Annotated in this window: 22 protein-coding genes; 12 read left to right on the top strand and 10 right to left on the bottom strand. The window is 63.5% G+C overall.

Translation table 11 applies throughout. From position 1 onward, the window contains the following. Positions 1-86 precede the first annotated feature (86 nt). The 5 genes from sucD to mdh are packed head-to-tail and all read right to left on the bottom strand — an operon-like array spanning position 87 to position 4,088. Entirely contained in the window at positions 87-989 is a 903-nt protein-coding gene (gene sucD, locus JN279_RS05455; protein ID WP_096451691.1) for a succinate--CoA ligase subunit alpha, read from the bottom strand. Between the two features lie 12 nt (positions 990-1,001). Next, positions 1,002-1,499, bottom strand: a complete 498-nt coding sequence (locus JN279_RS05450) for a DUF1579 family protein (protein WP_096451693.1) — start codon at positions 1,497-1,499, stop codon at positions 1,002-1,004. A 3-nt stretch (positions 1,500-1,502) separates the two neighbouring features. Next, complete coding sequence (locus tag JN279_RS05445) at positions 1,503-1,874, bottom strand: cupin domain-containing protein (protein ID WP_096451695.1); 372 nt, start codon at positions 1,872-1,874, stop codon at positions 1,503-1,505. A gap of 4 nt (positions 1,875-1,878) precedes the next feature. Then, on the bottom strand, positions 1,879-3,072 hold the full coding sequence (gene sucC, locus JN279_RS05440) for an ADP-forming succinate--CoA ligase subunit beta (RefSeq protein ID WP_202352228.1): 1,194 nt from the start codon (positions 3,070-3,072) through the stop codon (positions 1,879-1,881). Between the two features lie 47 nt (positions 3,073-3,119). Further along, on the bottom strand, positions 3,120-4,088 hold the full coding sequence (gene mdh / locus JN279_RS05435) for a malate dehydrogenase (RefSeq protein WP_096451699.1): 969 nt from the start codon (positions 4,086-4,088) through the stop codon (positions 3,120-3,122). Between the two features lie 235 nt (positions 4,089-4,323). On the opposite strand from mdh, the gene JN279_RS05430 reads away from it, so the two are divergent. Together JN279_RS05430 and JN279_RS05425 are read left to right on the top strand one after the other, a co-directional pair. Beyond that, positions 4,324-4,743 (top strand): GNAT family N-acetyltransferase, encoded by a 420-nt coding sequence (locus JN279_RS05430; protein WP_202352227.1) that lies wholly within the window; start codon positions 4,324-4,326, stop codon positions 4,741-4,743. A 48-nt stretch (positions 4,744-4,791) separates the two neighbouring features. Beyond that, positions 4,792-5,130 carry a hypothetical protein gene (locus tag JN279_RS05425; RefSeq protein ID WP_202352226.1) on the top strand — a complete coding sequence of 113 codons (339 nt, stop codon included), beginning with the start codon at positions 4,792-4,794 and terminating at the stop codon, positions 5,128-5,130. Positions 5,131-5,135: 5 nt separating this feature from the next. Here the strand turns inward: JN279_RS05425 and zapE are convergent, their stop codons facing one another. From zapE to JN279_RS05410, 3 genes are all read right to left on the bottom strand, one after another. Continuing rightward, positions 5,136-6,353: a cell division protein ZapE gene (zapE, locus tag JN279_RS05420; protein ID WP_202352225.1), complete on the bottom strand. Its 1,218-nt coding sequence runs from the start codon at positions 6,351-6,353 to the stop codon at positions 5,136-5,138. A gap of 187 nt (positions 6,354-6,540) precedes the next feature. Continuing rightward, entirely contained in the window at positions 6,541-7,080 is a 540-nt protein-coding gene (locus JN279_RS05415; RefSeq protein ID WP_202352224.1) for a protease inhibitor Inh/omp19 family protein, read from the bottom strand. A 172-nt stretch (positions 7,081-7,252) separates the two neighbouring features. Beyond that, positions 7,253-8,665 (bottom strand): hypothetical protein, encoded by a 1,413-nt coding sequence (locus JN279_RS05410; RefSeq protein ID WP_202352223.1) that lies wholly within the window; start codon positions 8,663-8,665, stop codon positions 7,253-7,255. A gap of 164 nt (positions 8,666-8,829) precedes the next feature. On the opposite strand from JN279_RS05410, the gene JN279_RS05405 reads away from it, so the two are divergent. The 9 genes from JN279_RS05405 (at position 8,830) to JN279_RS05365 (ending at position 17,065) form a co-directional block, all read left to right on the top strand. Beyond that, positions 8,830-9,849: an MBL fold metallo-hydrolase gene (locus tag JN279_RS05405; protein ID WP_202352222.1), complete on the top strand. Its 1,020-nt coding sequence runs from the start codon at positions 8,830-8,832 to the stop codon at positions 9,847-9,849. A 70-nt stretch (positions 9,850-9,919) separates the two neighbouring features. Continuing rightward, on the top strand, positions 9,920-10,486 hold the full coding sequence (locus tag JN279_RS05400) for a hypothetical protein (RefSeq protein WP_202352221.1): 567 nt from the start codon (positions 9,920-9,922) through the stop codon (positions 10,484-10,486). A gap of 91 nt (positions 10,487-10,577) precedes the next feature. Further along, entirely contained in the window at positions 10,578-10,739 is a 162-nt protein-coding gene (locus tag JN279_RS05395) for a DUF1328 family protein (RefSeq protein ID WP_010912345.1), read from the top strand. Positions 10,740-10,861: 122 nt separating this feature from the next. After that, positions 10,862-11,746 (top strand): diaminopimelate epimerase, encoded by an 885-nt coding sequence (gene dapF / locus JN279_RS05390; protein WP_202352220.1) that lies wholly within the window; start codon positions 10,862-10,864, stop codon positions 11,744-11,746. Beyond that, entirely contained in the window at positions 11,746-13,086 is a 1,341-nt protein-coding gene (gene mtaB / locus JN279_RS05385) for a tRNA (N(6)-L-threonylcarbamoyladenosine(37)-C(2))-methylthiotransferase MtaB (protein ID WP_202352219.1), read from the top strand. The genes dapF and mtaB overlap by 1 nt, the downstream gene beginning before the upstream one ends. A 12-nt stretch (positions 13,087-13,098) precedes the next feature. After that, the gene (ftsY, locus tag JN279_RS05380) at positions 13,099-15,129 is read left to right on the top strand and encodes a signal recognition particle-docking protein FtsY (protein ID WP_202352218.1); all 2,031 of its coding nucleotides are present in this window, start codon (positions 13,099-13,101) and stop codon (positions 15,127-15,129) included. A 45-nt stretch (positions 15,130-15,174) separates the two neighbouring features. Next, positions 15,175-15,849 carry a septation protein A gene (locus JN279_RS05375; protein ID WP_202352217.1) on the top strand — a complete coding sequence of 225 codons (675 nt, stop codon included), beginning with the start codon at positions 15,175-15,177 and terminating at the stop codon, positions 15,847-15,849. Between the two features lie 25 nt (positions 15,850-15,874). Then, the gene (locus tag JN279_RS05370) at positions 15,875-16,495 is read left to right on the top strand and encodes a pyridoxamine 5'-phosphate oxidase family protein (protein WP_202352216.1); all 621 of its coding nucleotides are present in this window, start codon (positions 15,875-15,877) and stop codon (positions 16,493-16,495) included. Positions 16,496-16,534: 39 nt separating this feature from the next. Further along, a complete protein-coding gene (locus JN279_RS05365) occupies positions 16,535-17,065 on the top strand; it encodes an NADPH-dependent FMN reductase (protein WP_202352215.1) in 531 nt (176 codons plus the stop codon). A gap of 167 nt (positions 17,066-17,232) precedes the next feature. Here the strand turns inward: JN279_RS05365 and JN279_RS05360 are convergent, their stop codons facing one another. Further along, on the bottom strand, positions 17,233-17,439 hold the full coding sequence (locus JN279_RS05360; protein WP_202352214.1) for a tautomerase family protein: 207 nt from the start codon (positions 17,437-17,439) through the stop codon (positions 17,233-17,235). A gap of 179 nt (positions 17,440-17,618) precedes the next feature. Next, positions 17,619-18,539 (bottom strand): SMP-30/gluconolactonase/LRE family protein, encoded by a 921-nt coding sequence (locus JN279_RS05355; protein ID WP_096451723.1) that lies wholly within the window; start codon positions 18,537-18,539, stop codon positions 17,619-17,621. A 272-nt stretch (positions 18,540-18,811) separates the two neighbouring features. On the opposite strand from JN279_RS05355, the gene JN279_RS05350 reads away from it, so the two are divergent. Continuing rightward, positions 18,812-18,979 (top strand): hypothetical protein, encoded by a 168-nt coding sequence (locus JN279_RS05350; protein ID WP_095202681.1) that lies wholly within the window; start codon positions 18,812-18,814, stop codon positions 18,977-18,979. Positions 18,980-19,209 lie beyond the last annotated feature (230 nt).

Raw genomic sequence — 19,209 nt, 5'->3', positions numbered from 1 at the left:
GGGAGTAGCGAATAGCGAGTAGGGATTTCCCGTGCTCGCCCCGTTACTCTTTCTCCCTATTCGCTATTCACTACTCGCTACCCACTTTAACCCTTGATCGCCTCGACCAAGGTCGTGCCCAGCCGTGCCGGCGAGGGCGATACTTTTATCCCGGCCGATTCCATCGCCGCGATCTTGTCCTCGGCGCCGCCCTTGCCGCCGGAGATGACCGCGCCCGCGTGGCCCATGGTGCGGCCGGCCGGCGCCGTGCGCCCGGCGATGAAGCCGGCCATCGGCTTCTTGCGGCCACGTTTGGCTTCGTCCTTGAGGAACTGCGCGGCGTCTTCCTCGGCCGAACCGCCGATCTCGCCGATCATGATGATCGACTTGGTCTCGTCGTCGGCGAGGAACATCTCGAGCACGTCGATGAACTCGGTGCCCTTGACGGGGTCGCCGCCAATGCCGACGGCGGTGGTCTGGCCGAGGCCGACATTGGTGGTCTGGAACACAGCCTCATAGGTAAGTGTTCCCGAGCGCGAAACAACACCGACCGAGCCCTTGCGGAAGATGTTTCCGGGCATGATGCCGATCTTGCATTCGTCGGGGGTGAGCACGCCCGGGCAGTTCGGGCCGATCAGCCGCGAGGTCGAGCGGTCGAGCCGCGCCTTGACCTTGATCATGTCCATCACCGGAATGCCCTCGGTGATGCAGATGATCAGCGGGATTTCCGCCTCGATCGCTTCCAGGATCGCTTCGGCGGCACCCGCCGGCGGCACGTAGACGACCGAGGCATTGGCGCCGGTCTTTTCCTTGCCCTCGGCGACGGTGGCGAAGATCGGCAGGCTTTCGCCCTTCGACCCGGTCCAGGTCTCGCCGCCCTTCTTGGGATGGATGCCGCCCACCATCTTGGTGCCGTGATAGGCCAGCGCCTGTTCGGTGTGGAACGTGCCGGTCTTGCCGGTCAGGCCCTGCACCAGCACCTTGGTGTTCTTGTCGACGAGAATGGACATCGGAGCCCTTTTCTAAAGACTGTTGATCGAGGAAGGCGAGACGCGCCGGTAGACGCCGCTCACCATGTCTTGCCAGCCATCGCTGCCGGCGGGTTTGAAATGCAGTCGCATGCGGTAGGTGTCGGCATCGTCAAAAATATACGTCACGCGTGCGGAGCCGCGCGGCGACGACCGTTCCAGAACCAGTTCATTGCCGCTCCATGTGCCTGTGGCCGGCGAGGCCGGCACGAAGCCCATCGAATCGAACTGATGCATGGTGACGACGCTGTTCGGCTGGTCGAAGCCGAACACATTGTGCGCACCGAAGGAAATCGTGCCGTCGCGGCGCTGGCGATAGCGCTGCACCACGAACAGGCCGCCGAACTGTGCCTCTGCCAGCACCTCCGAAGTCGCTTGGCCGCCATCAGCCCATTGTGTGTCCGCCACTTCTTCCTCGCCGCGCCACGCGCCGGCCAGCGCCAGCAGGCGCTGGTGATCGGCGGAAAGTGAGGAGAAGGAGGCAGCGTTCATCGGTCAGAGCCGCTTCAGGTCGGTGACGGTCAGATCGCTCTTGGCGTTGCCGGTGTTGAGCGTCGTCGCCGGCTCGAACATCAGCACCACCGGCTCGGCGGTCAGCGAACGCGGCCGGTGCTCGACACCGCGCGGCACGACGATGAAGTCGCCCTCGCCGAGTTCGACCGGACCATCGCGGAAATCGATGGCGATCCTGCCCCGCAGCACGAGGAAGGCTTCGTCCTCATTGTCATGCGCGTGCCAGTCGAAAGCCTCGCCGAACTTGGCGACCTTCGCCTGGCTGTCATTGACGTCGCCGGCGATATGCGGATCGAAGACCTTCTTGATCTTCGCGTCCGCCACCTCGACGAGGTTTATCTTGCGCGGAGGCATCCGCTCAGCCCTTCACCGCCGCCACGATCTTCTTGGCTGCGTCGTCGAGATCATCGGCCGAGACGACGTTGAGGCCGCTGTCGTTGATGATCTTCTTGCCGAGCTCGGCATTGGTGCCTTCGAGGCGTACCACCAGCGGCACTTTCAGGCCGACTTCCTTGACCGCGGCGATGACGCCCTCGGCAATGATGTCGCACTTCATGATGCCGCCGAAGATGTTGATCAGTATGCCTTTGACCGCCGGATCCTTGGTGATGATCTTGAACGCAGCCGTCACTTTTTCCTTCGACGCGCCGCCGCCGACATCGAGGAAGTTGGCGGGTTCCGCGCCATAGAGCTTGATGATGTCCATCGTCGCCATGGCGAGGCCGGCGCCGTTGACCATGCAGCCGATATTGCCGTCGAGCGCGACATAGGCGAGGTCGTATTTCGACGCCTCGATTTCCTTCTCGTCCTCTTCAGTGGTGTCGCGCAGTTCGAGCACGTCGGGGTGGCGGAACAGCGCGTTGTTGTCGAACGATACCTTGGCGTCGAGCACGCGCAGCCGGCCGTTCTTCATGACGATCAGCGGGTTGACCTCGAGCAGGCTCATGTCCTTCTCGACGAAGGCCTTGTAAAGGATCGGGAACAGCGTGCCGCCGTCCTTGGCCGCGTCGCCGTCGAGCTTGAGCGCGCCGTTGAGCGCCTTGACGTCATCCGCCGTCACACCCTTTTCCGGGTCGATGGCGACGGTGATGATCTTTTCCGGCGTGTCATGGGCGACCGCCTCGATGTCCATGCCGCCTTCAGTCGAGACGACGAAGGCGATGCGGCCGACCGAACGGTCGACCAGGATCGACAGATAGAGCTCTCGCTCGATGTCGGCGCCGTCTTCGATATAGAGCCGGTTGACCTGCTTGCCGGCCGGGCCGGTCTGCTTGGTCACCAGCGTGTGACCGAGCATCTCGTTGGCGTTGGCGACGACGTCGGCGACCGACTTCGCCAGCCGCACGCCACCCTTGGCGTCGGGGCCGAGCTCCTTGAACTTGCCCTTGCCGCGGCCGCCGGCATGGATCTGGCTCTTCACCACATAGAGCGGGCCGGGCAGCGCCTTGGCTGCGGCTTCCGCCTCGCTTGCCTTGAACACCGGCACGCCTTCGGCCACCGGCGCGCCAAAGCTCTTCAGCAGCGCCTTGCCCTGATATTCATGGATGTTCATCGGGAACTATCTCCAGGTCTTTTGCCGGGGTTGTCTTTTGGCTGGGGTTACTTCGAGGCGAGCTGCGGTGCGATCTTGACGCAGGCCTCGGTCAAGCCCTGCACCGTCGCCACCGAACTTTCGAACATCTTCTGTTCGGTCTTGTTGAGGTCGATCTCGATGATGCGCTCGACACCGCCGGCGCCGATCACCACGGGAACGCCGACATAAGTGCCCTTGACGCCATACTGGCCGGAGAGGTGCGCGGCACAAGGCAGGACGCGCTTCTTGTCCTTGAGATAGGCTTCGGCCATCTGGATCGCCGAGGCGGCCGGCGCGTAGTAGGCCGAGCCGGTCTTGAGCAGGCCGACGATCTCGGCGCCGCCGTCGCGGGTGCGCTGCACGATCTGGTCGAGCTTCTCCTTCGAGGTCCAGCCCATCTTGACGAGGTCGGGCAGCGGAATGCCCGAGACCGTGGAATAGCGGATCATCGGCACCATGGAATCGCCGTGGCCGCCGAGCACGAATGCAGTGACGTCCTCGACCGAGACCTTGAATTCCTCGGCCAGGAAATAGCGGAAGCGTGCGCTGTCGAGCACGCCGGCCATGCCGACGACATGGGTCTTGGGCAGGCCGGAAAACTTCTGCAGCGCCCATACCATGGCGTCGAGCGGGTTGGTGATGCAGATGACGAAGGCCTTGGGCGCGTACTTCTTCAGACCGGCGCCGACCTGCTCCATGACCTTGAGATTGATGCCGAGCAGGTCGTCGCGGCTCATGCCCGGCTTGCGCGGCACGCCGGCGGTGACGATGCAGACATCGGCGCCCTCGATGCCGGCATAGTCGTTGACGCCGGTCAGCCGGGAGTCGAAACCATCGACCGGCGACGACTGCGCGATATCGAGCCCCTTGCCTTGCGGAATACCCTCGGCGATATCGAACAGAACCACGTCGCCGAGGTCCTTGAGGCCGATCATGTGGGCCAGCGTGCCGCCGATCATGCCCGAGCCGATAAGCGCTATCTTGTTGCGTGCCATGTGAGGATATTTTCCCTTTGTCTGTTACGGTGCCCCAAGTCTTTAGTGACTTGATGACGGCATCGAGGAAGAGGCCGGAATGCTGCGGAAACCCGTGAGATTTCGCCGCACCCAATAGCCCCGGTGCAAGATAAATTCAAACGATTATTTTGGAGTGAGCATTTTCAATCGGTTAGACGGTTTGGGATTTACGTAAACGTCAAAGTTCGTAAGCCGACTTGGGAGAAAGTACACCATGAAGGTGGAGATCATAAGACTTGAAGCCGGCGATGACGCCCTTGTGATGCGGGTTGCCGAGGATGTGTTCGACGAGCCGGTCAGGCCGGATCGATTGACAACCTATCTCAGGCAACCCGGCCATTTTATGATCGTCGCGTTGGCTGACGGTCTGGTTGTCGGGCAATGCGCGGCGGTGATCCACCGCCATCCCGACAAGGTTGCGGAACTCTACATCGACGAGGTCGGCGTATCGCCCGCCTTCCAACGCCAGGGTATCGCGCGCAGAATGCTCGACGCGATGTTCGCGATCAGCAGGGAGCATGGCTGCGAAGAGGCCTGGGTCGGCACCGAGCCCGACAACGTCCCGGCCCGCGCGCTTTATGAGTCGCGCGATTCGGTGGCCGAGCCGTTCGTGATGTACGTTTACAGGCTCTAGACCATGCAGATGGGTCGCTGTGCGGCCACGACAACAAGGAGGTTAGCCATGGCCGAAACAGAACCTCTCATTCTGCGCCGCTGGTCGTCCGTCATCCGCACACGGGATCGCGCTGCCTATGCCGCCTATGTCGGGAGGACAGGGGGGCTCGATTACGCGGCCACGACAGGCAATCGCGGCTTCCAGATGCTTATGCGTGATCGTGGCGACGACACGACGGAGATCGTGACCTTGAGCTGGTGGACATCAATGGATGCCGTGCGAGGTTTTGCCGGCGACGCACCGGAACTGGCCCGCTACTACCCTGAAGATGATCGCTATCTCCTGGAGAAATCCGAATTCGTCGATCACTACACAGTTGTTGCCGGCAGTTTGCCAACCGCCTGAAGGGTTCAAGCCGTGGCGACGGGAGGCTCGCCGTGCCGGCCTTCCGGTTTGTTCGCCTTCGCTTTCCGCCGTTCCGCCCAGTCCTCCAGCCAGTCGCGGCTCTGCATCTCGATCAGGCGGGAGGCCGTGCGTTCGAACTCGAACACTTCGACGCCGCGCTTGGCCACATAGAGCTCTTGCGGCGCGGCCTCGGCGCTCACCACCAGGCGCACATGGTGGTCGTAGAGCGTGTCGATCAGCAGGATGAAGCGTTTGGCTTCGTTGCGCTTGCCTTCGCCCAGCACCGGCACGTGATCGATGAAGACCGTCGAGAAACGCCCGGCGATGGCCAGGAAATCGCGCGCGCCGAGCGGTTTTTCGCAGAGATCGGCGAAGGAAAACCGGGCCGCGTTGCCGGCGGCGGCAGGCACCACAACATGCCGTCCCTTCAGCGTCAGCGACGTCGCTTCTGTCGGCGCGCCGCGCGTCATCGTCCGCCAGGCCTCGTCGAGCGCCCGGTCGGCCGCTTCATCGACCGGCGTGACATAGACCGGCGTGCGGTCGAGCTTTTCCAGCCGGTAATCCTTGTCGCTGTCGAGCGACAGCACCTGAGCATGCCGTTCCAGGATGCCGATGAACGGCAGGAACAGCTGGCGATTGAGCCCGTCGCGGTAAAGATTTTCCGGCGCCACGTTCGAGGTGGCGACCAGTACGACGCCATTGGCAAACAGCGCCGAAAACAGCCTGGACAGGATCATCGCGTCGGCAATGTCGGTGACCGAAAATTCGTCGAAGCACAGCACCCAGGCCTGTTCGGCCAGCGCCTTGGCCACCGGCGGGATCGGATCGTCCTCTTTGACGTCGCCATTCTTGCGCGCCTGCCGGTGCTTCTGGATACGGTCCTGCACATCGGCCATGAAGTCGTTGAAATGCACGCGGCGCTTGCGACGGACCGGCAGCAGCTCGAAGAACATGTCCATCAGCATGGTCTTGCCGCGGCCGACACCGCCATGGATGTAGAGACCCCTGACGATCTCCCGCGTCTCGCGCTTACGGGCAAACAGCCAGCCCAGCGCACTCGATTTGTGCGCCAGCCGCTTGGCCGAGATTTCATCGGTCAGCCGGTCGAGCGCGGCGGCGATGCGTTCCTGCGCCAAGTCGCGTTCGACCGCGCCGGTTTCCACCAGATGGTCGTAGCGCTGCCTGACGGTCGCATGGGTCTGGAGGCCGTCACGCAGATGCATAGGTCACGTCGTTTGTTCAGAGCAGGACGCTCCGGGGGAACTAGATGTGTCGAGATTCAGGTCAGGCCGAGCCGAGAATGGCGGCTTTCGAGAACCGGAGCGGAGCGTACTTAAAGTACGTGAGCACCGGAAGCGCAGAAAACCGCCGTTCGCAGGCCGGCATCACCTGAATATCGGCATATCTAGCCTACCTTGTAAGCGAGATCGGCTGACCGTTGGAAGTCTGGCCGTCGAATTTCGAGCCGCCCGAGGAATAGAGCCGCGCCAGCGAACCGCCATTCTCATCGTAGAGCGTCAGCTGCTTGCCGGCGACGTTCCAGGACTTGATGCCGTCGATCGGCGCCGGGCAATGCAGCGGCCCGGCACGGAAGCCGGCGCCGAACTTGGTCTGCGGTGTCGCAATCTTGCAGGTCTGGCCGGAAACGCTGGCGTTCCAGACGCCGGCGACGGCAGCCGCGCTGAGATCCGAGGCGCCGGCGGGTGCCGCGCCGTCAGGCGGCAGGGACGCAACCTGTGTGTTTGCCGGTGCGGTCGGGAATTGCGACGGGTCGGTGGTGCCGGGCGAGGCCGGCGGCGGCAGCTGGTTGGAACTCACCTGGCCGGCCGGAGCCGCAGGCAGTGGCGCGGGCTGCTGGTCGTCCATCGACGAGAAGCGTGTGGTCGAGCAGCCACTCGCAACGAGCGCCGCCAGCGATACGGCCACCAGACCGCTTTTCGAAAAATTCATTACAACCTCCGTCGGAGCCGGCTGGGGGGATGCCGTCCGCGCAATATCACCCTCCACCAAGATGGAGAAGGTGGCGAAATTTCAACCCGATATGGTTAAAATAGGGTTTGCGGCAAGATTGTTGCAAATTTATCGCAATCAAAGGCGCGCTCGTCGGTCATCGAAGGCGCCCCTAACGCGGCTCGAACCGGTAGAGCGGCCGCGAAATCGGCATTGGGGGCCGCAGCAGGTCGGCGCATCGGCGGTCCAGCCTAAGCGCCAGCTCATGAGAGCGCCGCACTGCCGTCTTCCAATCGCCGGTCGTTTTCAGCAAGGCCAACGCATCCGCAGGACGGTCGGCTGCGATCATGAGATCGGCCGCAACGATGCGATCCTCTGGCGCGATGGCTTCGCCGGCCTTCAGTCTGCCGGCCAATCCGACCCACTGTTCCCAAGGTAAGGCCGCTGTGAGCAGTTTCGGGCGAGGTGGCGGTTTGGCCACATTGCCTTGCATGAAGGAGGCCAACGTCGACCGGGCCAACGCCCTGTCGATGAACGACTCTGCCGTTTCGCCCATTTCAAAGATTAGGGCGTGACGCAGGTTATCCTCCCGGTCGCGGTGACCTAGAACATGATCGATCCCGTCGAGCATGGCCGTCGTAACAGCATCGGGATCGTTGACCGGGTCGAGCTGCTTTCCGGCAATCTGCGCGTTAAGCGCAGCTGCCACCGTGGTGCCGAGGCGCAGGTCGCCGGTCTGGTTGACGAGAGGCAGCAAGATCGCGGCCTGAGGAGCATAGTCGATCAGCCGCCCGATCTGTCGGATAGCCGGCCCCATGCCGTTTTGACGGTCGAGCGCCTGCACTTCGGCTGGCTGTTTGGAGATATCGAACGAAGGGCGAAGATCGGCTGAGTAAAGAGCATTGCGGATAAACCCCGTGCGATTGCCTTTGTGGGGTGGAAGCTTGTCGAGGTACGCGACGTAGTCGGAGAGGTCGTCCTTGACCGCCCGCATCTCGAGAGCCAGCGGCCAAACGCCTGCATTTTCGGCCCTTTGGGCGAACTGAGACTTTGCCTCGTCATCGAGAACGGACAGCGCGTCCGCAATTGCTTTGGCGGCGTCTAACGCCTGGTAAAGATCCAACGTCTGCAAGTGACCCAGTTCGCCCAGCAGCCAATCGCCGCCATCCTCGATGACCAGCACGCGCAAGGCAGGTAGCCCAAGCTGAGGCAAAATCGACTTCGCATTGGGCTGCGGCTGCATGCCGGCAATCATCGCCGCCCGGTCCGCTGTTTTGGCATAGGCGAGCCTCAGTTCGGCAATGCGCTGCGGCGGATGGCTACGTTTTTCCAAGTTAGCCAGAAGCGCCGAGCCCTCGGCATGGCTGAGATCGCCATAGCGTATCTTCAGATACGCGGCGTCGTCCCCGTACCGATCGCGCCAGAAATTCGGGAACTGCGCCGGTTCGGCCAGCAGAAAATCGGCCGCCGCCATGATGGCTGGTGCGTGGCTGCAGGCGCCGGGCTTGTCTTGCCGTGTCTGCGCCGCAGCCATCGACGACATCGACGCGATTGCGATGATCACAAGAATTGCCAGCCGCCGCATGGTGAACCCTCATTCCGCCTGCCGATGGTACACCGAAAGTTGTGGCCGTCACAGCGCGCAGCCTGTTGCCCCAGGCGCCGCGACCTTGGAATTCCGCAAGGCAATGCTTGCGCCAACCGGCACAGAACCTATGTCAAGGAGCCGAAACCGCTGGAGCGCAGACCTTGGCCGCCAGAAAGAAAGCCGCCAACCGCTATTACAGCGGTCCGTCCAGCGACCATTTCGATGGCACTCTGTTCTTCAATCCCGGCGGCCGGATGCCCGGCCGCTTCACCGATCTCATGAAATGGCAGTTCAACGGCCAGCGCGCGAGATGGCCGGCAACCAGTCCGAGCCCCTTTCCGCAGGCAAGGCCAGCCGCGCGGGTCGAAGGTTGCGATCTGACCGTGACCATGGTCGGTCACTCCACCCTGCTGATCCAGACGGCCGGACTGAACATCCTCACCGATCCGGTCTGGTCGCAACGCACCTCGCCGTTTTCCTTCGCCGGACCAAAACGCGTCAATCCGCCAGGCATCGCCTTCGACGATCTGCCGCCGATCGACCTCGTTCTGGTCAGCCACAACCACTATGACCATCTCGACCTTGCCACGCTGAAGCGGCTGAAGGAAAAGCACGATCCGCTGGTGGTGACGCCGCTCGGCAACGATGTGCTGATCGGCGAGGCGGTTCCAGACATGCAGCTGGCGGCGCATGATTGGGGCGATAGGGTCGACATCGCTGACCGCACCGCGATCCACATCGAGCCGACGCATCACTGGTCGGCGCGCGGTGCCCGCGACCGCCGCATGGCGCTGTGGGCCGGCTTCGTCATCGAGACGCCGAGCGGCAAAATCTATTTCGCCGGCGATACCGGCTTCCATGACGGCATCAACTACCGGCTGATGGCCGACAAACATGGCGGCTTCCGCTTTGCCATCCTGCCGATCGGCGCCTACGAGCCGCGCTGGTTCATGGCGCCGCAGCACCAGAATCCGCAAGAAGCGGTGCAAGGCATGAAGCTGTGCAATGCCGCCTTCGCCGCCGGATGCCACTGGGGCACGTTTCAGCTCACCGACGAACCGATGGACGAGCCGTCCCGCAAACTGACCGAGGCGCTCGAGGCAGAGGGCCTGCCGCCGGAACGTTTTCGCGCCTTGCTGCCCGGTGAGGTCTGGAAGGTACCGGAGGTCGAGCACGGCTGAAGTCCGCATTGGCCATTTACGGCACGGTCATTTTCGCCGATGGTCCGGCCAGCAAAAAAGGGGACCTCAAATGAAATCGATCCTTGCAGCACTGATGGCACTGGCAATCTCGGCGCCGGCGGCTTTCGCGGGTGACATCGCCGATCGCGCCGCCGAGGCCGAAAAGGCGCTGCAAGCAGGCGATGGCGCCGGCGCGCTGGAGAAATTCCGCGGCGCCGAGGAGGCGTTGTGGCAAGCGATGCCGCTCGCCGTGCAGAACGTCAAACAGGTCGATTCGGCCGGCGGCTTCGGCATCTACAGCGAGCGTGCCAATCACATCTACAAGCCCGGCGAGAAGGTCGTGCTCTACATGGAACCGGTCGGCTATGGCTATGGCTCGGACGGCCTCGGCAACAGCCAGATCGCGCTTTCCGTCGACCTCACCGTGCTTTCCGACACGGGCGAAGCCCTGGGCACTTTCGAGAAGATCGGCAGCGTTCAGGTCGCTTCCCGCTCGCACAACCGCGAACTCTTCTTCAAGCTCGACCTGTCCCTCGATGGCCTGCCGGCGGGGAAATATAAGTGCGACTTCCTCATGCATGACCAGAATTCGACCAAGACGGCGCCGTTCAGCACCGACATCGAGATCGCCGGCTAGTTTTTGACACTTGTGCCAGCCGGCGGGAACCCAAGCGCGACAGAAGCGTTTTCCTGCAGCTTCAAAATCTATCGGCTTGCGAGGCATTCCCATGATCAAATGGATCATCATCCTGCTCATCGTCGCCGCCGCGGCGAGCCTGCTCGGCATGCCGGCGCTGGCCGGAGCCGCGGCCACCGGCGCGCGCATCCTTATCGGCATCGTTCTCGTCATCTTCCTGCTGGTGGTGCTGGGCATCTTCGCTGTGACCTAAGTCCGGCGTCTCCGCCGTGACCAAGTCCGGCACCTTCGCCGTGACTGAACACGCCTGCGCACTGGTAATTCCCGCCCGTTTCCGCCATATAGCGCCAAACGGACACGGAATTTCGCGGAGCAATGGCAAGCACTGCCCCTTTCGCCAAGATGAACGGCATCGGCAACGAGATCATCGTCGCCGATATGCGCGGCCGTGCCGATCAGGTGACGGCGGCCGCCGCACTTGCGCTGAACGCAGATGCCGCGACCCGCTTCGACCAGATCATGGCGATCCATGATGCGAAGACACCGGGCACTGCCTATTATGTCGACATCCTGAATTCCGACGGCACCAGTGCGCAGGCCTGCGGCAACGGCATGCGCTGCGTGGTGCAGGCGCTCGCCGCCGAGACCGGCCAGAAGACTTTCACCTTCGAGACCCGTGCCGGCATCCTCAACGCCCGCGAACATGCCGACGGCACGATCTCGGTCGACATGGGTATCCCGCATTTCGGCTGGCAGGAGATTCCGCTGGCCGAAGAATTCCGCGACACCCGCATGATCGAACTGCAGATCGGCCCGATCGACGCGCCGGTGCTGCATTCGCCCTCCGCCGTCTCGATGGGCAATCCGCATGCCATCTTCTGGGTCGACCGTGACGTCTGGTCCTATGAGCTCGAACGCTTCGGTCCGCTGCTCGAAAACCACCCGATCTTCCCTGAACGCGCCAACATCACCATCGCCCAGGTGACGTCGCCCGAAAGCATGATCATCCGCACCTGGGAGCGCGGCGCCGGCTTGACCAAAGCCTGCGGCTCCGCGGCCTGCGCATCGGTGGTGGCTGCGGCCCGCACCAGGCGCACCGGACGCAGCGCCAGCCTGCTGACCCCCGGCGGCGGCACGCTGCATGTCGAATGGCGCGACGACGACCACGTCATCCTGACCGGTGCGGCCGAATGGGAATTTTCCGGCAATTTCGATCCTTCGACCGGCACCTGGGCCCGCGACACCGAAAGCGCGGCCTGATGTCGGTTGCTCTGTCCAAGAGCCCGGATTTCGACGGCTCCCTTTCCGAGGCCCCCAGCCGCATTGACGTGGTGACCTTCGGTTGCCGGCTGAACACCTATGAATCCGAAGTGATGCGGCGCGAGGCCGAAAGTGCCGGGCTCGGCGCGCTGCAAGGCGGCGCCGTGATCTTCAACACCTGCGCCGTCACCGGCGAGGCGGTGCGCCAGGCCAAACAGGCGATCCGCAAGGCGCGCCGCGACAACCCTGGGGCGCGCATCATCGTCACCGGCTGCGCCGCCCAGACCGAACCTGAAAAATTCGCCGCCATGGACGAGGTCGATCTTGTGCTTGGCAATGAGGAGAAGCTGAAGGCGCATTCGTATCGCGCGTTGCCGGATTTCGGCGTCAACGACACCGAGAAGGCGCGCGTCAACGACATCTTTTCAGTGCGCGAGACCGCCGGCCATATGATCGACGCCATCGAGGGCCGCGCCCGCGCCTTCGTTCAGGTGCAGAATGGCTGCGACCACCGCTGTACCTTCTGCATCATTCCCTATGGCCGCGGCAATTCTCGCTCGGTGCCGATGGGCGCTGTGGTCGAGCAGGTCAAGCGGCTGGCCGGCAACGGCTATGCCGAGATCGTGCTGACCGGCGTCGACATGACGTCTTTTGGCGCCGACCTGCCGGGCGCGCCCAAGCTCGGCAAATTGGTCAAGACCATCCTGAAACAGGTGCCCGATGTGAAGCGCCTGCGGCTATCCTCGATCGATTCCATCGAGGCCGACGACGACTTGCTCGATGCCATCGCCACCGAATCCAGGCTGATGCCGCATCTGCATCTGTCGCTGCAGTCGGGCGACGACATGATCCTGAAGCGGATGAAGCGAAGGCATCTGCGCGACCAGTCGATCCGCTTCTGCGAGGACGTGCGCAAATTGCGGCCCGCAATCGTCTTCGGCGCCGACATCATCGCCGGCTTCCCGACCGAGACCGACGCCATGTTCGAGAACTCGATAAAGATCGTCGAGGAATGTGGCCTGACCCATCTCCACGTCTTCCCGTTTTCACCGCGCGAAGGCACGCCTGCCGCGCGCATGCCGCAGGTCCGCCGCGAACTGGTCAAGCAGCGCGCCGCCCGGCTGCGCGCCGCCGGCGAAGCCGCGTACCGGCGCCATCTCTCCCCGCTGACCGGCACCCGGCAATCGATCCTGATCGAGCGCGACGGCCTTGGCCGCACCGAAGGATTTACGCTTGCCGCGCTCGGCACCGGCGCGCCTGGCGAGATCGTCGAAGCGACAATTACTGGCCACGATGGTATCAGGCTGAACGCAGCCCCGCTTGCCGCACGCGCCGCCTGAGAAACGCAAAGCATGGCTGGTTTTTTCAAGAAGATATTTTCGTTCGGCAAGAAAGAGGTTGTCGAGGAGCGCGTCGACGAGACCGCCCCGCTGCCACCCATCAAATGGGACCAGCTCGATGCGCTGAAACCGGCGGCCGAGCAGGTCGTTCCCGAGTTTCTAAAGCGCGACGGGCCCCTGCCCGAGGCGGAACTTGCGCCGATAGCGCCGACCGAGCCAGAACCAGCCCCTCACCCTCCCCTCGATGGGGAGAGTCGCCACGAAGTGGCGGGGAGGGGTGACAGCGCCGACGCTGGCGCCAGTCACCCCCAAGCTGCGCTTGGGACCTCCCCCATCGAGGGGGAGGTAAAGAGCGCGCCGACGCCTGTCGAAGAGCCAGCACCCGAGCCCGCACCAACCATTCCGACTGAGCCGGAGCCGGCCGTTCCGTCTGAACCGGAACTGCTGCCTGAGCCGGCGCCGGTCGAGGAACCAGCACCCGCGCCACAGCCTCCGGAGCCCCCGGCGCCGGAGGAAATTCCGCTTCCCCCCGCCGCCCCGGGGCCCGCTCCCGAACCGCAGCCGCAGGAAGTCCCTGCTCCGGCGCCAGCCGAGCCGGAAATTGCGCCGTCGCGTCCGGAAAGGCAGCCCGAACCGGCGCCGATCGAAGTGCCAGCGCCGCCTGCCGAGATTCCGGTCGAGACGCCAGCACCGGTCGAGGTGCCGCCACCGGCTGCACCTTCCGCACAGCCAACTTCGGATGTTAGCGCCGCCCCTCAAGCGCCGACGCCTCCTCTTGCGAACATCAAAGAAATAGCGCCGCTCGCTGAAGCCGCGCCGATGCCCCACCCTCCCCTCGATGGGGAGGGTCGACGCGAAGCGTCGGGGTGGGGTGATGGCGCCGACGCCGGCGCCAGTCACCCCCACCCCCGAGCTGCGCTCGGGACCTCCCCCATCGAGGGGGAGGTAAAGCGCACGCCGGTCGAAGCTGCGCCCCCGGCGGTCGAGCCGCGGCCTGTCATCGCCAAGGTAGCACCGGTCCCACCCCAACCCCTGCCCGAACCAAAACCCGCGCCCGGCAAGGTGACCGTCGCCAAAAAGGTCGAGCAGAAGGCCGAGCCGGTGAAGGCGCCGGAGCCGGCGCCGCGGCGCTCCTGGTTCCAGCGCATGCGGGACGGGCTTGCCCGTTCGTCGCGCGAACTCACCGGCAACATCGCCGGCGTCTTCACCAAGCGCAAGCTCGACGAAGAGACGCTGCAGGACCTGGAAGACGTGCTGATCCGCGCCGATCTCGGCATGGAGACAGCGCTTCGTATCACCGACGCGCTGGCCGCCAGCCGCTACGGCAAGGACGTCTCCGATACGGATGTCCGTACCGTCATGGCGGCCGAGGTGGAGAAGGTGCTGACCCCCGTCGCCCGGCCGCTGGAGCTCGATCTCTCGCACAAGCCGCATGTCATCCTGGTGGTCGGCGTCAACGGCACTGGCAAGACCACCACCATCGGCAAGCTGGCGGCAAAACTGACCGATGGCGGCCTGTCGGTGATGCTCGCCGCCGGCGACACCTTCCGCGCCGCCGCGATCGAGCAATTGAAGATCTGGGGCGAGCGGACGAAATCGCCGGTCATAGCCTCCAAGCTCGGCGCCGATGCCGCCGGCCTCGCTTACGACGCCTTCGAACGGGCAAAAGAAGCCGGCTCCGACGTGCTGATCATCGACACCGCCGGCCGGCTGCAGAACAAGACCGAGCTGATGGCGGAACTGGAAAAAATCGTCCGCGTGCTCGGCAAGCTCGATCCGGAAGCGCCGCACACCGTGCTGCAGACGGTCGACGCCACCACCGGCCAGAACGCGCTCAACCAGGTCGAGATCTTCCGCAACATCGCTGGCGTCAACGGCCTGGTGATGACCAAGCTGGACGGCACGGCGCGCGGCGGTATTCTGGTGGCGATCGCGGCAAAGCACAAACTGCCGGTCTATTTCATCGGCGTCGGCGAACAGGTCGACGACCTCGAACCTTTCTCCGCAAGCGAATTCGCCAGGGCGATCGCTGGAGTGGCGTAACGGCAGGATCCCTTTTCAACGGGATCGTGCGTAAGAAGGAAGATCATGAACCCACCCATTCTCGAACGCGATCCGTCCGACCCGCAGAAAGAGAAGAAGGAAGGCGTCAATCCCGTGCTCAAGCTGGTGCTGGAGCTCGGGCCGCTGTTGGTCTTCTTCTTCGCCAATGCGCGCGGCGAGTGGCTGGTGCAGAAATTCCCTGTTTTGGGCGAATTCGGCGGTCCGATCTTCGTCGCCACCGGCCTGTTCATGGCCGCCACGGCCATCGCGCTGATCGCTTCATGGCTGCTGACGCGCACGCTGCCGATCATGCCGATGGTGTCGGGCGTCGTCGTCTTCATCTTCGGCGCGCTGACGCTCTATCTGCAGGACGACATCTTCATCAAGATGAAGCCGACCATCGTCAACACGCTGTTCGGCGGCGTGCTGCTCGGCGGCCTGTTCTTCGGCAGGTCGCTGCTCGGCTATGTCTTCGATTCGGCCTTCAAGCTCGATGCCGAAGGCTGGCGCAAACTCACCTTCCGCTGGGGCCTGTTCTTTATCTTCCTGGCCGTCGTCAACGAAGTGGTGTGGCGCAATTTTTCCACCGATGCCTGGGTTACCTTCAAGGTCTGGGGCATCATGCCGATCACGCTTCTGTTCACCTTCAGCCAGATGCCGCTGATCCTGCATCATTCGTTGGACGACAAGGCGAGCGGGGAAGAAAAGCCCGGCAAATAGGGGCCGGAAAATAAGGGGGAGAGCCATGGAATTCGTGACCTCGCGCGAGGAATTGCGGACGATCTACAAGACGCCCCGGCCCACCGACGGCTCGATCCGCAAGGAATTGAAGGCGCTTGACGGCCATTGCCGCTCCTTCATCGGCAAGAGCCCGTTCGTGCTGATCGGTTCTTCCGACGGCGAAGGCAATGCCGATGTGACGCCCAAGGGCGACAAACCCGGTTTCGCCGCCATTCTCGACGACAGGACCATCGCCATCCCCGACCGGCCCGGCAACAACCGGCTGGATACGTTGGAGAACATCCTGCGCAATCCCTCGGTCGGCCTGCTTTTCCTCATCCCCGGCATGAACGAGACGCTGCGCGTCAATGGCGATGCCCGCATCACCGTCGATGCCGGTTTGCGCGAACGCCTCGCCGTCGATGGCAAGGAGCCGCAAAGCGTCGTCGTGGTTACGGTCAAGGCGGCCTACATGCATTGCGCCAAGGCCTTCATGCGCTCCGATCTGTGGAAGCCGGACACCTGGTACGACCGCTCGACGCTGCCGACGCTCGGCCAGATCCTGCGCGACCAGCTGGTGGTTGCCGAGTCGGCCGATGCGACCGACCGCTGGCTCGACGAGGAATACAAGCAGACGATGTGGTAGGTTTTACGGACGACGATTCGTCCTGACTGGCCCCATACCTTGCCGAATCTCCTTGCCATCTCCGGTAGCCTGCGCGCGGCCTCTACCAATTCGGCACTGGTCGCGGCACTGGCGCGCAACGCGCCGGCCGGCTGCCGCGTCAGCGTCTATGACGGACTCGGCCGGCTGCCGATCTTCAACCCCGACGACGAGGGCGAGCGGACGCCGCGCGAAGCGGCGGACCTGATCGACGCCGTCACCAGTGCCGACGGCGTCATCGTCTCCTGTCCCGAATATGCCCATGGCGTGCCGGGCGGGCTGAAGAACGCGCTCGACTGGCTGGTCTCGCGCGACGCCGCCGTCGCCAAACCGGCCATGCTGGTCCACGCCTCGCCGCGTTCGCTGTTCGCCCGCGCCGCTTTGGCCGAGATCATGCGGACGATGTCGTTTGCGATGTATGATGGCGGGCTGGAGATCGCCCTGCTGGGGAAGAAGCCGGCGGAGGTGGAGGCTATTTTGGCTGAGCCGGGAAATGTGCTGGCGATGCGCGACGCGGTGCACGGTTTCGCGGAGTTCATTCGGACGCGCTGACCGGCGGTCGCTCTTCCTTCTCCCCTTGTGGGAGAAGGTGGCCTCGCGAAGCGAGGTCGGATGAGGGGTGCTCCAGCTTGGCGCCGACAGCACTCCGTCACCCACCCCTCAACCGTCTCGGCGCTGCGCGCCGATCCACCTTCTCCCGCAGGGGGAGAAGGGAAGAGCTACCCCTTCCGCAGCGTCTCGACATCGGTCTTGCCGACATACCAGTCGCGGGCGTTGACCTCTTCGAAAACCACCCAGACATCGTTATTGCCGAGCCCGGTGGCGTCCATGATGGCCGCCGTGACTTTCTTGGCGATGTCAGCCTTCTTGCCTGCCGGATCGGCGGCGATCACTTCCTTGACGATGCGGATGTTGACGAATGGCATGACGTCCTCCCCTTCAAATAGCTAACGCCGCTGGGAGACCGTTTCGAAATTCGCTCTGGCGAGTCATATGATGGTGGTTTCGAGAACCGGAGCGCAGCGGACATTTGGGTCCGTGAGCACCGGAAGCGCAGAAAACGCCTTCAGATGGCCGCCAGAGTAGAATTTCCAAACGGTCTCACTCAAAAAGTCTTGGCCCCGTTCACCATCAACCGCACCGAATAGAGCGAGGTGGTGCCGGCGATGTAGAGGCAGTTCAGCTTGGCGCCGCCGAACACGCAATTGGCGGTCACCTCCGGCACCTTGACCTTGCCGATCAGCGTGCCGTCCGGATCGTAGCAATGGATGCCGTCGGCGGCACTCGTCCAGATGCGTCCATCGGCGTCGAGCCGGAAGCCGTCGAACAGGCCGGCGGTGCAGTCGGCGAAGACCTTGCCGCCCGACACCTTCTTGCCGTGCTTGCCGATGTTGAACACCCGCATATGCGCCGGGTTCTCAGCGCCATGCGTGCGGCCGGTATCGACGACATAGAGCAGGCTTTCATCGACCGAGAAGGCAAGCCCGTTCGGCCTGACCATGTCGGTGATGACGGCCTCGACTTCGCCGGTGTCGGGATCGACCCGGTAGACATAGCAGGCGCCGATCTCGCTCTCGGCCTTGTCGCCCTCATAGTCGGTGTCGATGCCGTAGGTCGGGTCGGTGAACCAGATCGAGCCGTCGGACTTCACCACCACGTCGTTGGGCGAGTTCAGCCGCTTGCCCTTCCATTTGGCGGCGATCGTGGTGACCGAGCCGTCATATTCGGTGCGGCTGACGCGGCGCCCCGAATGCTCGCAAGTGACCAGCCGGCCCTGCCGGTCGACGGTGTTGCCGTTGGAGTTGCCCGACGGCTGCCGGAAGACGCTGACGCTGCCGTCCGTCTCGTCATAACGCAGCATGCGGTTGTTCGGGATGTCGGACCAGACGACGTAGCGCCCGGCGGCGAACCAGGCCGGCCCTTCCGCCCAGCGGCATCCGGTGAACAGCTTGTCCACCTGCGCGTTGCCGTTGAACAGCCGCGCGAAGCGCGGGTCGAGAATTTCGTAATAATCTGCGGCCGCCATGCATTTCCTCCCGGCATCATGTGAAACCGGATCAAGCCAGCCCGCGATCGATCTGGCAAGACGGAGCCGTCGCAATTTGTATGACAAAACGGAGAGGACCGGGTCCGGCCCGTGGCCACGCGCCTTAGGACTCGATTAACCGGCTATGCGCTGCGCGCAATGGTGCATTGCAACATCTTCTTTTTGCAATGCACCATTCCTATGTCATGTTCCGTATTGACCAAGGGAGGAAGAAACCCGCCGCCAGAATGCGGCACGAAAGGACCCTTGCTATGATCTTCAACGATCTCATGACCCGCGCTCGCAGCAGCATCGCCAAGCGCAAGCACTACAACCGCCTCGTCGCCGAAATCGACAGCTTCACCAGTCGCGACCTGGCCGACATGCGCGCCGACCGCTCGGAAATGCTCTACCAGATCCACAAGCAGATCTACGGCTGAGTATTCGGTCGACCAATCACGTTCGTCATCCTTGGGCGTAGCGACGCAAAGCGGAGCGAAGACCCAAGGATCCATGCCGTGATCTTCGAGCGCCGCAGCGGTGCAGAATTTCTGTCTACCGCTGTACGCAACGCCTATTCTGATCTGAAGTATCCTTTGACCGACGTCCCGGCATGGATTCCTTGGGCTGGGGAGCAGCTCCAGGGGTCTGCGCCGCGTCGCTTCGCCCT

Source organism: Mesorhizobium sp. 113-1-2 (assembly GCF_016756475.1).
GTDB lineage: Bacteria > Pseudomonadota > Alphaproteobacteria > Rhizobiales > Rhizobiaceae > Mesorhizobium > Mesorhizobium loti_C.
Note: the sequence above shows the minus strand (reverse complement) of the source record. Positions and strands in the feature narration are given on the sequence as shown.

Excerpts from the sequence above, each read along its gene's own strand:
- sucD (WP_096451691.1), bottom strand. The coding sequence starts at position 989 with ATGTCCATTCTCGTCGACAAGAACACCAAGGTGCTGGTGCAGGGCCTG.
- JN279_RS05450 (WP_096451693.1), bottom strand. The coding sequence starts at position 1,499 with ATGAACGCTGCCTCCTTCTCCTCACTTTCCGCCGATCACCAGCGCCTG.
- JN279_RS05445 (WP_096451695.1), bottom strand. The coding sequence starts at position 1,874 with ATGCCTCCGCGCAAGATAAACCTCGTCGAGGTGGCGGACGCGAAGATC.
- sucC (WP_202352228.1), bottom strand. The coding sequence starts at position 3,072 with ATGAACATCCATGAATATCAGGGCAAGGCGCTGCTGAAGAGCTTTGGC.
- mdh (WP_096451699.1), bottom strand. The coding sequence starts at position 4,088 with ATGGCACGCAACAAGATAGCGCTTATCGGCTCGGGCATGATCGGCGGC.
- JN279_RS05430 (WP_202352227.1), top strand. The coding sequence starts at position 4,324 with ATGAAGGTGGAGATCATAAGACTTGAAGCCGGCGATGACGCCCTTGTG.
- JN279_RS05425 (WP_202352226.1), top strand. The coding sequence starts at position 4,792 with ATGGCCGAAACAGAACCTCTCATTCTGCGCCGCTGGTCGTCCGTCATC.
- zapE (WP_202352225.1), bottom strand. The coding sequence starts at position 6,353 with ATGCATCTGCGTGACGGCCTCCAGACCCATGCGACCGTCAGGCAGCGC.
- JN279_RS05415 (WP_202352224.1), bottom strand. The coding sequence starts at position 7,080 with ATGAATTTTTCGAAAAGCGGTCTGGTGGCCGTATCGCTGGCGGCGCTC.
- JN279_RS05410 (WP_202352223.1), bottom strand. The coding sequence starts at position 8,665 with ATGCGGCGGCTGGCAATTCTTGTGATCATCGCAATCGCGTCGATGTCG.
- JN279_RS05400 (WP_202352221.1), top strand. The coding sequence starts at position 9,920 with ATGAAATCGATCCTTGCAGCACTGATGGCACTGGCAATCTCGGCGCCG.
- JN279_RS05395 (WP_010912345.1), top strand. The coding sequence starts at position 10,578 with ATGATCAAATGGATCATCATCCTGCTCATCGTCGCCGCCGCGGCGAGC.
- dapF (WP_202352220.1), top strand. The coding sequence starts at position 10,862 with ATGGCAAGCACTGCCCCTTTCGCCAAGATGAACGGCATCGGCAACGAG.
- mtaB (WP_202352219.1), top strand. The coding sequence starts at position 11,746 with ATGTCGGTTGCTCTGTCCAAGAGCCCGGATTTCGACGGCTCCCTTTCC.
- ftsY (WP_202352218.1), top strand. The coding sequence starts at position 13,099 with ATGGCTGGTTTTTTCAAGAAGATATTTTCGTTCGGCAAGAAAGAGGTT.
- JN279_RS05375 (WP_202352217.1), top strand. The coding sequence starts at position 15,175 with ATGAACCCACCCATTCTCGAACGCGATCCGTCCGACCCGCAGAAAGAG.
- JN279_RS05370 (WP_202352216.1), top strand. The coding sequence starts at position 15,875 with ATGGAATTCGTGACCTCGCGCGAGGAATTGCGGACGATCTACAAGACG.
- JN279_RS05360 (WP_202352214.1), bottom strand. The coding sequence starts at position 17,439 with ATGCCATTCGTCAACATCCGCATCGTCAAGGAAGTGATCGCCGCCGAT.
- JN279_RS05355 (WP_096451723.1), bottom strand. The coding sequence starts at position 18,539 with ATGGCGGCCGCAGATTATTACGAAATTCTCGACCCGCGCTTCGCGCGG.
- JN279_RS05350 (WP_095202681.1), top strand. The coding sequence starts at position 18,812 with ATGATCTTCAACGATCTCATGACCCGCGCTCGCAGCAGCATCGCCAAG.